This window comes from Streptomyces sp. NEAU-sy36 (assembly GCF_013423905.1).
GTDB lineage: Bacteria > Actinomycetota > Actinomycetes > Streptomycetales > Streptomycetaceae > Streptomyces > Streptomyces misionensis.
In genome coordinates, this window is sequence record NZ_CP058977.1 from 7,991,973 (window position 1) to 8,005,350 (window position 13,378).

At 70.9% G+C, this 13,378-nt stretch carries 12 protein-coding genes; 7 read left to right on the forward strand and 5 right to left on the reverse strand.

From position 1 onward, the window contains the following. Nucleotides 1-183 precede the first annotated feature (183 nt). Nucleotides 184-1,008 (reverse strand): Fic family protein, encoded by an 825-nt coding sequence (locus HZZ00_RS35130; RefSeq protein ID WP_180330080.1) that lies wholly within the window; start codon nt 1,006-1,008, stop codon nt 184-186. Nucleotides 1,009-1,109: 101 nt separating this feature from the next. Here HZZ00_RS35130 and HZZ00_RS35135 point away from each other — a divergent pair, with 101 nt between their 5' ends. Continuing rightward, nucleotides 1,110-2,162, forward strand: coding sequence for an ATP-binding protein (locus tag HZZ00_RS35135; protein ID WP_257585536.1), 1,053 nt, complete (start codon nt 1,110-1,112; stop codon nt 2,160-2,162). Between the two features lie 3 nt (nt 2,163-2,165). Here the strand turns inward: HZZ00_RS35135 and HZZ00_RS35140 are convergent, their stop codons facing one another. After that, on the reverse strand, nt 2,166-3,440 hold the full coding sequence (locus tag HZZ00_RS35140; protein WP_180330081.1) for a hypothetical protein: 1,275 nt from the start codon (nt 3,438-3,440) through the stop codon (nt 2,166-2,168). A gap of 378 nt (nt 3,441-3,818) precedes the next feature. On the opposite strand from HZZ00_RS35140, the gene acs reads away from it, so the two are divergent. The 5 genes from acs (at nt 3,819) to HZZ00_RS35165 (ending at nt 9,269) form a co-directional block, all read left to right on the forward strand. Continuing rightward, a complete protein-coding gene (gene acs, locus HZZ00_RS35145; protein ID WP_180330082.1) occupies nt 3,819-5,774 on the forward strand; it encodes an acetate--CoA ligase in 1,956 nt (651 codons plus the stop codon). Nucleotides 5,775-5,977: 203 nt separating this feature from the next. Continuing rightward, on the forward strand, nt 5,978-7,420 hold the full coding sequence (gene nhaA, locus HZZ00_RS35150) for a Na+/H+ antiporter NhaA (protein ID WP_180330083.1): 1,443 nt from the start codon (nt 5,978-5,980) through the stop codon (nt 7,418-7,420). Between the two features lie 109 nt (nt 7,421-7,529). Beyond that, complete coding sequence (locus HZZ00_RS35155) at nt 7,530-8,018, forward strand: phage holin family protein (protein WP_070022040.1); 489 nt, start codon at nt 7,530-7,532, stop codon at nt 8,016-8,018. Continuing rightward, nucleotides 8,015-8,950, forward strand: coding sequence for an alpha/beta fold hydrolase (locus HZZ00_RS35160; protein WP_180330084.1), 936 nt, complete (start codon nt 8,015-8,017; stop codon nt 8,948-8,950). Before HZZ00_RS35155 ends, HZZ00_RS35160 begins: the two co-directional genes overlap by 4 nt. Nucleotides 8,951-9,089: 139 nt before the next feature. Then, nucleotides 9,090-9,269 (forward strand): hypothetical protein, encoded by a 180-nt coding sequence (locus HZZ00_RS35165; RefSeq protein ID WP_070022044.1) that lies wholly within the window; start codon nt 9,090-9,092, stop codon nt 9,267-9,269. A gap of 9 nt (nt 9,270-9,278) precedes the next feature. On the opposite strand, the gene HZZ00_RS35170 is transcribed toward HZZ00_RS35165, so the two are convergent. The 3 genes from HZZ00_RS35170 to nth all read right to left on the reverse strand — a co-directional run bounded on the left by HZZ00_RS35170 (nt 9,279) and on the right by nth (nt 12,301). Next, complete coding sequence (locus HZZ00_RS35170) at nt 9,279-10,478, reverse strand: MarP family serine protease (protein WP_180330085.1); 1,200 nt, start codon at nt 10,476-10,478, stop codon at nt 9,279-9,281. 121 nt (nt 10,479-10,599) lie between these two features. Further along, nucleotides 10,600-11,295: a CoA pyrophosphatase gene (locus HZZ00_RS35175; RefSeq protein WP_180330086.1), complete on the reverse strand. Its 696-nt coding sequence runs from the start codon at nt 11,293-11,295 to the stop codon at nt 10,600-10,602. A gap of 55 nt (nt 11,296-11,350) precedes the next feature. Next, a complete protein-coding gene (nth, locus tag HZZ00_RS35180; RefSeq protein WP_374028503.1) occupies nt 11,351-12,301 on the reverse strand; it encodes an endonuclease III in 951 nt (316 codons plus the stop codon). Between the two features lie 326 nt (nt 12,302-12,627). On the opposite strand from nth, the gene HZZ00_RS35185 reads away from it, so the two are divergent. Beyond that, nucleotides 12,628-13,302 carry a Crp/Fnr family transcriptional regulator gene (locus HZZ00_RS35185; protein WP_014674022.1) on the forward strand — a complete coding sequence of 225 codons (675 nt, stop codon included), beginning with the start codon at nt 12,628-12,630 and terminating at the stop codon, nt 13,300-13,302. Nucleotides 13,303-13,378: the final 76 nt, after the last annotated feature.

Sequence of the window (13,378 nt, forward strand, 5' to 3'; positions counted from 1 at the left end):
CCACGCACGGAACACCGGGCACCCACGCGACGTCGACCCGTCGATTACGGGCCAGCCGCACCAGGTGACGGGCAAAGCACCCCGACCTGATGGGCGAGTTATCGAGGACGCTTGGTAACCCGGTGTTCGTGCCAGCGGCGGTACGAGAACTCGTACCGCCGCAACCCTGTCCGGCCCCCGCGCTCAGGCCGCGCCGCGCTGCAGCGCCTCGCACACCGCCGTCGACTCGCGGACCCCGAGCTCGACCGCCCGCCCGCAGTGCGCGATCCAGGCCGCCATGCCCTCGGGGGTGCCGGAGACGTATCCCTCCAGGGCCGCCAGGTACCCGGCGCGCCCCAGTTCGGCGTGGCCGACCTCGGCCGGGCAGATCGCCTTGGGGTCGAGGCCGCTGCCGATCAGCACGATCCGCTCGGCGGCGCGCGCGACCAGCCCGTTGTGCGAGGCGAAGGGGCGCAGCGCGAGCAGTTCGCCGTGCACCACGGCCGCCGTCACCAGGGCCGGGGCGGAGGTGCCCGCGATGATCAGGTCCGCCAGGCCCTCCAGCCGACCGGAGACCTCCCGGGCATCCGGCAGCGGCAGCTCGACCAGCGGCTCGTCCACCGGCTCGCCGTCCTGGCGCGGCCTGCCGACCCGCGCCTCGCCGCTCGCCGCGGCCACCAGGTGCAGCCGGGCCAGTACCCGCAGCGGCGACTGCCGCCAGATGGAGAGCAGCTGTCCGGCCTCGGCCGTCAGCCGCAGGGCCGCTCCCATGACCCGCGCCTCGTCGTCGGTGCCGAAGTCGGTGCGCCGGCGCACCTCCTCCAGCGCCCAGTCGGCGCCGGAGAGCGCCGCCGAGCCCCGGGCGGCACGCAGGGCCGCCTCGGAGGTGATCTCGTTGCTGCGGCGCCGCATGATCCGGTGTCCGTAGACCCGGTCCACGGCCTTGCGCACGGATTCGACGGACTCGGCCACGCCGGGCAGCGAGCCCAGGGCCGCGAGCGGATCGGCGGTCGCGCCTGTCGTACTCATGAGTACGACACTACGCACCCCACCGGCGGACCCCACGAAGGAGTGGTCTTCTTCACTCAACCATGCCACCTACAGCAATCACGCAACTACGCTTCGTGAACATGAAAATTGCTTTCGTCGGGAAGGGCGGGAGCGGCAAGACCACGCTCTCCTCCCTTTTCATCCGCCACCTCGCCGCGGCCGGGGCCGCCGTCGTCGCGATCGACGCCGACATCAACCAGCACCTGGGTCCGGCCCTGGGCCTGGACGAGGCCGAGGCCGCCGCGCTGCCCGCGATGGGCGAGCGGCTGCCGCTGATCAAGGACTACCTGCGCGGCACCAACCCGCGCATCGCGTCCGCCGCCACCATGATCAAGACGACCCCGCCGGGCCGGGGCTCGCGGCTGGTCCGGGTGCGCGAGCCCAACCCGGTCTACGACGCCTGCGCACGCCCGGTGGAACTCGACGGCGGCGCCGTCCGTTTGATGGTCACCGGCCCCTTCACCGACGCCGACCTGGGGGTGGCCTGCTACCACTCCAAGACCGGGGCGGTGGAGCTGTATCTGAACCACCTCGTCGACGGCCCCGACGAGTACGTGGTGGTGGACATGACCGCCGGTTCGGACTCCTTCGCCTCCGGCATGTTCACCCGCTTCGACATGACGTTCCTCGTCGCCGAGCCGACCCGCAAGGGGGTCTCCGTCTACCGCCAGTACAAGGAGTACGCCCGCGACTTCGGCGTCGCCCTGAAGGTCGTCGGCAACAAGATCCAGGAGCAGGACGACATCGACTTCCTGCGCGCGGAGGTCGGGGACGACCTGCTGGTCACCGTCGGGCGCTCGGACTGGGTGCGGGCCATGGAGAAGGGCCGCCCGCCCCGGTTCGATCTCCTGGAGGAGGCCAACGCCCGTGCCCTGAAGACCCTTCGGGCCACCGCGGACGCCACCTACGAGCAGCGGGACTGGGAGCGCTACACCCGGCAGATGGTCCACTTCCATCTGAAGAACGCCGAGTCGTGGGGCAACGAGCGCACCGGGGCCGACCTGGCGGCGCAGGTCGACCCCGGCTTCGTGCTCGGCGAGGGCATCGGCGACGACACCGGCATCGGCGAAGCGCCCGGCGAAACCATCAGCGCCGAAGCCGGTGCCGGCGCGAGCGTGTCGACTCCGGCCTGACGCCTACCCCTTGACGGCCGGCGCCCCGGGAACCCCCTTGGGCGCCGGAGCCGGGCGGCCGGAGAGGAAGGACGCCCAGCCCTGCTTGGGCGCCTCGCCCACCTTCAGGCCGCGCAGCTTGTCGAGGGTCTTGGGGTCCTGGGCGTCCAGCCAGTCGGCCAGCTGGCGGAAGGAGACGCAGCGGACCTCGGGCTTGTTGCAGACCTCCTTCACCGTGTCCTCGACGGCGCGCATGTAGGTGCCGCCGTTCCAGGACTCGAAGTGGTTGCCGATGATCAGGGGCGCGCGGTTGCCGTCGTAGGCCCGGTAGAAGCCCTGGACGAGGCCGTCGCGCACCTGGTCGCCCCAGTAGTCGAACTTGTCCGGGTCGCCCTGGGTCTGGGTGCCGGACTGGTTGATCATGAAGTTGTAGTCCATGGTCAACTGCTCGTAGTCGTGCCCGGGGAAGGGGACCAGCTGCATCGACAGGTCCCACAGGCCGTCCTTCTTCTTCGGCCAGAGCTGGTTGTCGACCCCGCTGGAGTCATAACGGAAGCCCAGCTGGCGGGCCGCCTTCACGAAGTTCTTCTGTCCCTCCAGGCAAGGGGTTCGGCCGCCGATCAGCTCCTTTTCGTAGTCGAAGGGCAGCGGGGCGGCGTTCTTCATGCCCGAGTTGGTCTTCCAGTTCTCCACGAACTGCTTGGCCTGGGAGATCTCGCTCTTCCACTCGTCCACCGACCAGGTGCCGACCCCGCCGTCGGGCCCGCAGAAGTGACCGTTGAAGTGGGTGCCGATCTCATTGCCGTCCAGCCAGGCCAGCCGCGCCTGCTTGACGGTATCGGCGATGCCCTGCTGGTCGTTGAAGCCGATGTCGGAGCTGCCCGGCGAGTGCTGCGGCGGCTTGTACAGGTCCCGCTTGTCCTTCGGCAGCAGGTACACCCCGCTGAGGAAGAACGTCATGTTGGCGTTGTTCTCCTTGGCGACCTTGCGGAAGTGCGAGAACAGCTTCTGGCTGTCCTCGCCCGCGCCGTCCCAGGAGAAGACGACGAACTGCGGGGGTCTCTGACCGGGCTTCAGCCGCTCGGGCCGGGGCAGATGGGGCTGGGCGCCGGTGTACGCGGTCGATCCGTCGCCGATCAGCCGGAGCGCGCTCTTCGGCGCGGGCGCCGCCGGCACTCCCTTCTGCGGGCCGGACGCCCCTTGCCCGGAACCGTGGGAGTCGGCCCCGCAGCCTGTCAGCGAGGCGGCACAGGCCGCGGCGACCACGGCGCCGACGGCGATCCTCTGGGTGGCGGCCATGTTCCGCCCACCTTCTTCCTTCTCTCAGACGACCTCTCAGGCGAAAGCCGGTGAGGGCTCTTTGTGGCGATCCGCCGGAATTGCACCGACGGTTCCGCCAAGATCGCACGGAGCCGGGAAGAAATAAGGACGACAAGCTGATCAAATGATTTATTCACCGCAGAGAGGGATCGACTAGTCCATTCACCGCGAAAAGCCATACGCGATCTTTACGTGGCATTGCCTACTCTTTACACAACGTCACTCCTCGCTCCGGACGGCGACCATCTCGCCCAGCACAGGTCTAAACCAATTTTCCCGACGACCCTTGTCATCGCCCCCTCGCGTCTGATGAGCTGTGGCTTGGGACACATCGGACACCCTCGAAAGGCGGATGTCGTGAGCAATGAGAGCCTGGCCAACCTGCTGAAGGAGGAGCGCAGGTTCGCGCCTCCCGCCGACCTGGCAGCCCATGCCAATGTCACGGCGGAGGCGTATGAGCAGGCCAGGGCTGACAGGCTCGGGTTCTGGGCCGCGCAGGCCGGCCGGCTGACCTGGGCCAAGGAGCCGACCGAGACGCTGGACTGGTCGAACCCCCCGTTCGCGAAGTGGTTCAAGGACGGCGCGCTGAACGTCGCCTACAACTGTGTGGACCGGCATGTGGAGGCCGGGCACGGTGACCGTGTCGCCATCCACTTCGAGGGCGAGCCCGGTGACAGCCGCGCCATCACCTATGCCGAGCTGAAGGACGAGGTGTCCCGCGCGGCCAACGCCCTGCTCGAACTCGGTGTCCGCGAGGGCGACCGGGTCGCCATCTACATGCCGATGATCCCCGAGACCGCGATCGCGATGCTGGCCTCGGCGCGTATCGGCGCCGCCCACTCGGTCGTCTTCGGCGGCTTCTCCGCCGACGCGCTCGCCACCCGCATCCAGGACGCGGACGCCAAGGTCGTCATCACCGCCGACGGCGGCTACCGGCGCGGCAAGCCCTCCGCGCTCAAGCCCGCGGTGGACGAGGCGGTCGCGAAGGCCGGCAACGTCGAGCACGTCCTGGTGGTGCGCCGTACCGGTCAGGACGTCGCCTGGGACGAGGCTCGGGACGTGTGGTGGCACGACCTGGTTGGCCGCCAGTCCGCGCAGCACACGCCGCAGGCGTTCGAGGCCGAGCATCCGCTGTTCATCCTGTACACCTCGGGTACGACGGGCAGGCCCAAGGGCATCCTGCACACCTCCGGTGGCTATCTCACCCAGGTCGCCTACACCCACTGGGCGGTGTTCGACCTCAAGGCGGAGACGGACGTCTACTGGTGCACCGCCGACGTCGGCTGGGTCACCGGCCACTCCTACATCGTCTACGGGCCCCTCGCCAACGGCGCCACCCAGGTCATGTACGAGGGCACCCCGGACACCCCGCACCAGGGCCGCTTCTGGGAGATCGTCCAGAAGTACAAGGTGTCCATCCTCTACACCGCGCCCACCGCGATCCGCACGTTCATGAAGTGGGGCGACGACATCCCCGCCCGGTTCGACCTCAGCAGCCTGCGCGTCCTGGGCTCGGTCGGCGAGCCGATCAACCCCGAGGCCTGGGTCTGGTACCGCAAGCACATCGGCCACGACCGCACCCCCGTCGTGGACACCTGGTGGCAGACCGAGACCGGCGCCATGATGATCTCCCCCCTGCCCGGAGTCACCGAGGCCAAGCCCGGCTCCGCCCAGCGCCCGCTGCCCGGCATCAGCGCCACCGTCGTCGACGACGAAGCCAACGAAGTGGCCAACGGCGGCGGCGGCTACCTCGTCCTCACCGAACCCTGGCCCTCCATGCTCCGCACCATCTGGGGCGACGACCAGCGGTTCAAGGACACCTACTGGTCCCGCTTCGAAGGCAAGTACTTCGCCGGCGACGGCGCGAAGAAGGACGAGGACGGCGACATCTGGCTCCTCGGCCGCGTCGACGACGTGATGCTCGTCTCCGGACACAACATCTCCACCACCGAAGTCGAATCCGCGCTGGTCTCCCACCCCGCCGTCGCCGAAGCCGCCGTCGTCGGCGCCGCCGACGAAACCACCGGCCAGGCCATCGTCGCCTTCGTCATCCTGCGCGGCACCGCCTCCGAGACCACCGAACTGACCGGCACCCTCCGCGACCACGTCGGCGCCACCCTCGGCCCCATCGCCAAACCCAAGCGCATCCTGCCCGTCGCCGAACTCCCCAAGACCCGCTCCGGCAAGATCATGCGCCGCCTCCTGCGCGACGTCGCCGAAAACCGCCAGCTCGGCGACGTCACCACCCTCACCGACTCCAGCGTCATGGACCTCATCCAGTCCAAGCTCCCGGCCTCGTCCAGCGAGGACTGAGCGGCCCAGAGGGGGTACCCGGCAGACGGACCGGGTGCCCCTTCCCCTCCGCGGTTCGGCCCGGCAGGCGCCCCGGTACCGATCTTCAGACCATTTAGGTAAAGTAATAAAAGCGCCAAGAGCGCGACAAGATCCACATGGGGTGCGCCGGGAAGTCTGGTCGGCATGAAAGCCGTCCTGCCCACTTCCCGGAGGTCTCCACCGTGTCCGCCCCCCGCGCCCCTCACACCACCCGCAAGGCCCTGGGACGACTGTCCCTGCCCGAGCGGACCTTCATCGCGGACGCGCTGCGCACCGAGACCGTAGGCGGCGTCCTCCTGCTGCTCGCCGCCGTGGCCGCGCTGGTCTGGGCGAACATCCCCGCCCTGCGCCACAGCTACGAGGCGGTCAGCCACTTCAGCTTCGGCCCCGCCTCGCTCGGTCTGGACCTCTCCGTCGCCCACTGGGCGGCCGACGGCGTCCTCGCGATCTTCTTCTTCGTCGCCGGCATCGAGCTCAAACGCGAGCTGGTCGCCGGGGAGCTGCGCGACCCGAAGGCGGCCGTGCTGCCCGTGGTGGCCGCGCTGTGCGGCATGGCCGTACCGGCCCTCGTCTACACCGCCACCGCCCTCGCCGGGCACGGCTCCACCCAGGGCTGGGCGGTGCCCACCGCCACCGACATCGCCTTCGCCCTCGCCGTGCTCGCGGTGATCGGCACCTCGCTGCCCAGCGCCCTGCGCGCCTTCCTGCTCACCCTCGCCGTCGTCGACGACCTCTTCGCCATCCTGATCATCGCCATCTTCTTCACCGACCGGCTGAACTTCGCCGCGCTCGGCGGCGCGTTCGTGGGGCTGGTCGTCTTCTGGCTGCTCCTGCGCAAGGGGGTGCGCGGGTGGTACGTGTACCTGCCGCTCGCGGTGGTGAACTGGGCGCTGATGTACAACAGCGGCGTGCACGCCACCATCGCCGGCGTGGCGATGGGCCTGATGCTGCGCTGCACCGCCCGCGAGGGCGAGGAGCACTCGCCGGGCGAGCGCGTCGAGCACCTGGTGCGCCCCCTGTCGGCCGGACTCGCCGTTCCGCTGTTCGCGCTGTTCAGCGCGGGTGTGACGGTGTCCGGGCGGGCCCTCGGGGACCTGTTCACCCGGCCCGAGACGCTGGGCGTGGTCCTCGGCCTGGTCCTCGGCAAGGCGCTCGGCATATTCGGCGGCACCTGGCTGACCGTCCGCTTCACCCGCGCCTCCCTCAGCGAGGAACTCGCCTGGGCGGACGTCTTCGCGGTGGCCTCGCTCGCCGGCATCGGCTTCACGGTCTCCCTGCTGATCGGCGAACTGGCCTACGACGGGAACGTGCTGCTGACCGACGAGACCAAGGCGGCCGTCCTCACCGGATCGCTGATCGCCGCGGCCTGTGCCACGGTGCTGCTGAAGATACGCAACGCCAAGTACCGCCGACTGTGCGAGGACGAGGACCGCGACGAGGACCTGGACGGCGTGCCGGACGTCTACGAGCAGGACGACCCCGCGTACCACCTGCGCATGGCCGACATCCTGGAGCGCAGGGCCGCCGAACACCGGCGGATCGCCGCCGAGCGCGGGGCCGCGGCGGGCGACGGGCGTGCGGAAGTGGCGGGCGGGGCAGGCGAGGAGGGCGGCCGTCCGGCATGATCTGACGAGACGGTACAAATCAAGACGGTCACCATGAGCGGGGCGGCGGCGCCATGACGGCTCGCCCCCGCGGCTCAGGGAGACGAGAAGACTCGTAAGGGAGAACGCGATGAGCGCACCCGACGGCAGCCCGGTCGGCGCCGAACGCAGCATCGGCCAGCTGTTCGCCTCCGCGACGACCGAATTGTCGGCGCTGGTGCACGACGAGATCGCGCTGGCCAAGGCGCAGCTCAAGCAGGACGTGAAGCGCGGCGCGACCAGCGGTGGCGCGTTCTCGCTGGCGGGCGCGGTCCTGGTGTTCTCCCTGCCGATGCTCAACTTCGCGCTGGCCTACGGCATCCGCACCTGGACCCACTGGAACCTGGCGATCTGCTTCGTGCTGTCCTTCGCGGCCAATGTGCTGGTCGCCGGCCTCCTCGCGCTGATCGGCGTGGTCTTCGCGAAGAAGGCCAAGAAGGGCCGGGGTCCGCAGAAGGTCGCCGCGTCGATGAAGGAGTCGGCGAACGTCCTGGGGAAGGCCAAGCCGCACCCGCGTCCGGAGCTTCCCGAGGATCGCACCCCCGCGGCCATCGAGGCTGTGGCACGCTCGTCCTCATGACGGACCCCGCGAATCCCTCGGTCGTACGGATCGACCTGCCGCACGGACGCAAGGTGATCCACCGGGACGTCGCCGCGAACGGCGCCCGCTTCCACATCGCGGAGCTCGGCGACGGCCCCCTGGTGCTGCTGCTCCACGGCTTCCCGCAGTTCTGGTGGGCTTGGCGGCACCAGCTGGCCGCCCTGGCGGACGCCGGCTACCGGGCGGTGGCCATGGACCTGCGGGGCGTCGGCGGCAGCGACCGCACACCGCGCGGGTACGACCCGGCCAACCTCGCCCTGGACGTCACCGGCGTCATCCGCTCGCTCGGCGAGCCGGACGCCGCGCTGGTCGGTCATGACCTCGGCGGCTATCTGGCGTGGACGGCGGCGGCCATGCGGCCCAAGCTGGTCCGGCGGCTCGCGGTGGTGTCGATGCCGCACCCGAGGCGCTGGCGCGCGGCGATGCTGCGGGACGCCCGGCAGACGGCCGCCAACTCCTACATCTGGGGCTTCCAGCGGCCCTGGATCCCCGAGCGCCAACTCACCGCGGACGACGGGGAGCTGGTGGGCCGTCTGATCCGCGACTGGTCCGGCCCCCGGGCACCGGAGGACGACACGGTGCTCGCGTACCGGCGGGCCATGTGCATCCCGTCCACCGCGCACTGCTCGGTCGAGCCGTACCGCTGGCTGGTGCGCTCCCTGGCCCGGCCGGACGGCGTGCAGTTCTACCGCAGGATGAAGCGACCGGTGCGGGTGCCCACGCTGCATCTGCACGGTTCACTCGATCCGGTGACCCGCACGCGCAGCGCGGCCGGTTCCGGGGAGTACGTCGAAGCGCCGTACCGCTGGCGGCTGTTCGACGGCCTCGGGCATTTCCCGCACGAGGAGGACCCGGTGGCGTTCTCCACCGAGCTGATCAACTGGCTGAAGGATCCCGAGCCCGACCGGTGACGACGAGGTGACGGGACCGATGCGAGGAGTATCCGCTTGCGCGCCGGTTGTCCCCCGTACGGCCACATGCCTGCCGCATAGGCCAATTGGCCGTCGTCCAAGCGGTTATGGACCATGGGTCGGGGGCACACGCAGGGGTATGGGCTGGACGCACGACTACAGTGACGCACCCCGCAACCGCCGCTCGGCCGCGGGTCTGAGCACGCCTCAGCGAGGCACCCCCCAACTGGCGGAGGCGGACCTCCGCGTGGGGATCCCGCACATCCTGCGCCGCCGGGCCCGCTGGGTCTCGGTGCGGCTGCGCCACCCGCGCGGCTGAGCCACCCGCTCACAGCGCGCAGCGGTCCGTACCCACCTGTTCGTTCGCCGTACGGCCGAGGGTGATGTCCGGCCGGATCTCGTCCGTCGTCAGGGCGTACCCGGTGTCGGTGTCGTCCAGCGACTTGGCGAACACCACCCCGTACACCTTGCCGTCGGGGGTGAGCAGCGGGCCGCCGGAGTTGCCCTGGCGCACGGTCGTGTACAGGGAGTAGACGTCACGACGGACGGTGCCGCGGTGGTAGATGTCCGGGCCGTTGGCCGAGATCCGCCCGCGCACGCGCGCCGCACGCACGTCGTACGCGCCGTTCTCCGGGAATCCGGCCACGATCGCGCCGTCGCCACCGGTCGCCTCGTCGCCGGTGAACTTCAGCGCGTTCGCCTTGAGGTCCGGTACGTCGAGCACGGCGATGTCGCGCTTCCAGTCGTACAGGACGACCTTCGCCTCGTAGCGCCGGCCCACGCCGCCGATCTGCACGGTCGGCTCGTCGACGCCGCCGACGACGTGCGCGTTGGTCATCACGCGGCGGTCGGCGAAGACGAAGCCGGAGCCCTCCAGGACCTTGCCGCAGCTCTGGGCGGTGCCGGTGACCTTGACGATGGAGCGCTGGGCGCGGGTGGCGACCGGGCTGCCGGCGAGGGCCGGGTCGGGCGGCTGGACGTCCTTGATCGGCTCGTCGGAGAACGGGCTGAAGACCTGCGGGAAGCCGTTCTGGGCGAGGACCGAGGAGAAGTCCGCGAACCAGGTGTCGGCCTGCGCGGGCAGCGCCCGGGAGACCCCGAGCAGCACCCTGGAGCCGCGCACCTGCTTGCCGAGGGTCGGCAGGGTGGTGCCGGCCAGCGCGGAGCCGATCAGCCAGGCCACCAGCAGCATCGCCGCCACGTTGACCAGCGCGCCGCCGGTGGCGTCCAGGGCGCGGGCGGGGGACCAGGTGATGTGCCGTCGCAGTTTGTTGCCGAGGTGGGTGGTCAGGGCCTGGCCGACGGAGGCGCAGACGATGACGACGACCACGGCGACGACGGCCGCGGTGGTGCTCACGTCGGCGTTGCCGGTCGCCGCGTCCCAGACGACGGGCAGCGCGTACACCGCGGCGAGGCCGCCGCCCAGGAAGCCGATGACCGACAGGATGCCCACGACGAAGCCCTGGCGGTAGCCGACGACCGCGAACCACACGGCCGCGACCAGCAACAGGATGTCCAGCACGTTCACCGCTTCAGGCCTCGCCTACTCCGTTCCGCTTCCCGCGGCTCGGACGAGGCGTCCGGCCCGCCCCCGCGGGGGCAGAGGGACCCAGCGTCCCCGGGAAAGAGACAGCACGGGGATCACCCTGTCATGCGCGCCAGTCGAGCGGGACCCGCTTCTCCCGGTCCCAGGGGCGCTCCCAGCCCGCGTAGTGCAGCAGGCGGTCGATCACCCCGGCCGTGAAACCCCACACCAGGGCCGATTCGACCAGGAATGCCGGGCCCTGGTGGCCCCTGGGGTGGACGGCGGTGGCGCGGTTGGCGGGGTCCGTGAGATCCGCCACGGGAACGGTGAAGACCCGTGCCGTCTCGTTGGGGTCGACGACCCCGACCGGGCTGGGCTCACGCCACCAGCCGAGCACCGGGGTGACGACGAAGCCGCTGACCGGGATGTACAGCCGGGGCAGCACACCGAAGAGCTGCACCCCGGCCGGGTCGAGCCCGGTCTCCTCCTCGGCCTCGCGCAGCGCGGCCCGCAGCGGGCCCTCGCCGCGCGGGTCGCCGTCCTCCGGGTCGAGGGCACCGCCCGGGAAGGAGGGCTGGCCCGCGTGCGAGCGCAGGGAGCCGGCGCGCTCCATGAGCAGCAGCTCGGGGCCGCGCTCGCCGTCCCCGAACAGGATCAGCACGGCCGACTGCCGGCCGGAGCCGTTCTCCGGCGGCAGGAAGCGGCTGAGCTGGCGCGGCTGGATGGTCCCGGCCGCGCGCACCACCGGGTCCAGCCAGGCGGGCAGCCCCCGGCTGTCGAGCGTCACCGCACCGTCCCGCGCCTCACTGGCCCGCGTCATCGCCCACCCCCTCGCTCTGCCTTCTTCCAACGCCGAGGGCGCCGCGATCGTTCCGTCACGCGGCCCCCAGCGGCGGCGCCGGCCTGCCACCCGCGTCGAGGTAGGCCTGCGGGGGCTTGAGCCGCTGGCCGGGCAGGCCGCCCTTCTCGTACTTCAGCAGCTTCTTCGCCTTCTCCGGGTCGGTCTCGCCCTCGCCGTAGGCCGGGCAGAGCGGGGCGATCGGGCAGGCGCCGCAGGCGGGCTTGCGGGCGTGGCAGATGCGGCGGCCGTGCCAGATGACGTGGTGGGACAGATCGGTCCAGTCGCTCTTGGGGAACAGCGCGCCGACGGCGGCCTCGATCTTGTCCGGGTCGGTCTCCTCGGTCCACTTCCAGCGCCGCACCAGCCGCTGGAAGTGGGTGTCCACGGTGATCCCCGGCCGCCCGAAGGCGTTGCCGAGCACGACGAACGCGGTCTTGCGGCCGACGCCGGGCAGCTTGACCAGGTCCTCCAGCCGTCCCGGCACCTCGCCGCCGAAGTCCTCCACCAGCGCCTTGGACAGCCCTATGACCGACCTGGTCTTGGCCCGGAAGAACCCGCAGGGGCGCAGGATCTCCTCGACCTGCTCCGGGTCGGCGGCGGCCAGGTCCTCGGGCGCGGGGTAGCGGGCGAAGAGCGCGGGGGTCGTCTGGTTGACGCGCAGGTCGGTGGTCTGGGCCGACAGCACGGTGGCGACCAGCAGCTGGAAGGGGTTCTCGAAGTCCAGCTCGGGGTGGGCGTAGGGGTACACCTCGGCCAGCTCGCGGTTGATCCGGCGGGCCCGGCGGACCAGGGCGGTGCGGGACTCCCCGGCGGGCGGTTCGACGGCGACCTTCTTGGCGGGCGCGGCCTTCTTCACGGCCACCGGCGCGCCGGTGGCGACGCCCTTCCCGGCCGCGGTGATCTTCCTGGCGGAGGCGGCTTTTCCGGCAGACCCCGCCTTCCCGGCGGATCCTGCCTTCCTGGCCGAAGCCGACTTTTCTGTCACCTCAGCCTTTTTTCTACTTTTCTTACTGCCTTCGGGACCCTGTTCGCCCACAGCGGAATCGCGACGTACAACCACCCGCTAAGCCCCCTTGGCCTGTGCTCTCACCGGCGTTTTGGACACCCGGCCAGCCTAGAGCCCGTCACCGGCATCCGCCCCGGACCCCGGAGATCGGCCCCCGATTGGACCCCTGACGCTTACCCCGGCACACCGGTGCGGCATCCTTGTGACAGATCACACTGTTTGGACCGTCCGGCAAAATGAGAACACGGTCCCCTGGCACACAGGGGATGCAAGATCCCCTGAGCAGGTCGAATAGGAGAGAACTCGTGGACGACGTTCTGCGGCGCAACCCGCTCTTCGCGGCGCTCGACGACGAGCAGGCCGCGGAGCTTCGCGCCTCCATGAGCGAGGTGACCCTCGCTCGCGGCGACTCCCTGTTCCACGAGGGCGACCCGGGCGACCGCCTGTACGTCGTCACCGAGGGCAAGGTGAAACTGCACCGCACCTCCCCCGACGGCCGCGAGAACATGCTCGCCGTCGTCGGCCCCGGCGAGCTGATCGGCGAACTGTCGCTGTTCGACCCGGGCCCGCGCACGGCGACCGCCACCGCGCTGACCGAGGTCAAGCTCCTCGGTCTCGGCCACGGTGACCTCCAGCCCTGGCTGAACGCCCGTCCCGAGGTGGCCGGCGCCCTGCTGCGCGCCGTCGCCCGCCGGCTGCGCAAGACCAACGACGCCATGTCCGACCTGGTCTTCTCCGACGTCCCCGGCCGCGTCGCGCGCGCCCTGCTGGACCTGTCGCGCCGCTTCGGCGTGCAGTCCGAGGAGGGCATCCACGTCGTCCACGACCTCACCCAGGAGGAGCTGGCCCAGCTGGTCGGCGCGTCCCGCGAGACCGTGAACAAGGCCCTGGCCGACTTCGCCCAGCGCGGGTGGCTGCGCCTGGAGGCCCGCGCGGTCATCCTGCTGGACGTGGAGCGGCTGGCGAAGCGCTCGCGCTGACGCCGGACCGCGGCCGGCACGACGCGCAGGGCGGGCCCTCCCCGGCCCGTGCCCCGCGTCGCGCCGAACGCCCGGA

Bases quoted from the DNA above. Each gene is read 5' to 3' on its own strand.
- HZZ00_RS35130 (WP_180330080.1), bottom strand. From the start codon at position 1,008: ATGAGTACGACAGGCGCGACCGCCGATCCGCTCGCGGCCCTGGGCTCG.
- HZZ00_RS35135 (WP_257585536.1), top strand. From the start codon at position 1,110: ATGAAAATTGCTTTCGTCGGGAAGGGCGGGAGCGGCAAGACCACGCTC.
- HZZ00_RS35140 (WP_180330081.1), bottom strand. From the start codon at position 3,440: ATGGCCGCCACCCAGAGGATCGCCGTCGGCGCCGTGGTCGCCGCGGCC.
- HZZ00_RS35155 (WP_070022040.1), top strand. From the start codon at position 7,530: ATGAGCGCACCCGACGGCAGCCCGGTCGGCGCCGAACGCAGCATCGGC.
- HZZ00_RS35160 (WP_180330084.1), top strand. From the start codon at position 8,015: ATGACGGACCCCGCGAATCCCTCGGTCGTACGGATCGACCTGCCGCAC.
- HZZ00_RS35165 (WP_070022044.1), top strand. From the start codon at position 9,090: ATGGGCTGGACGCACGACTACAGTGACGCACCCCGCAACCGCCGCTCG.
- HZZ00_RS35175 (WP_180330086.1), bottom strand. From the start codon at position 11,295: ATGACGCGGGCCAGTGAGGCGCGGGACGGTGCGGTGACGCTCGACAGC.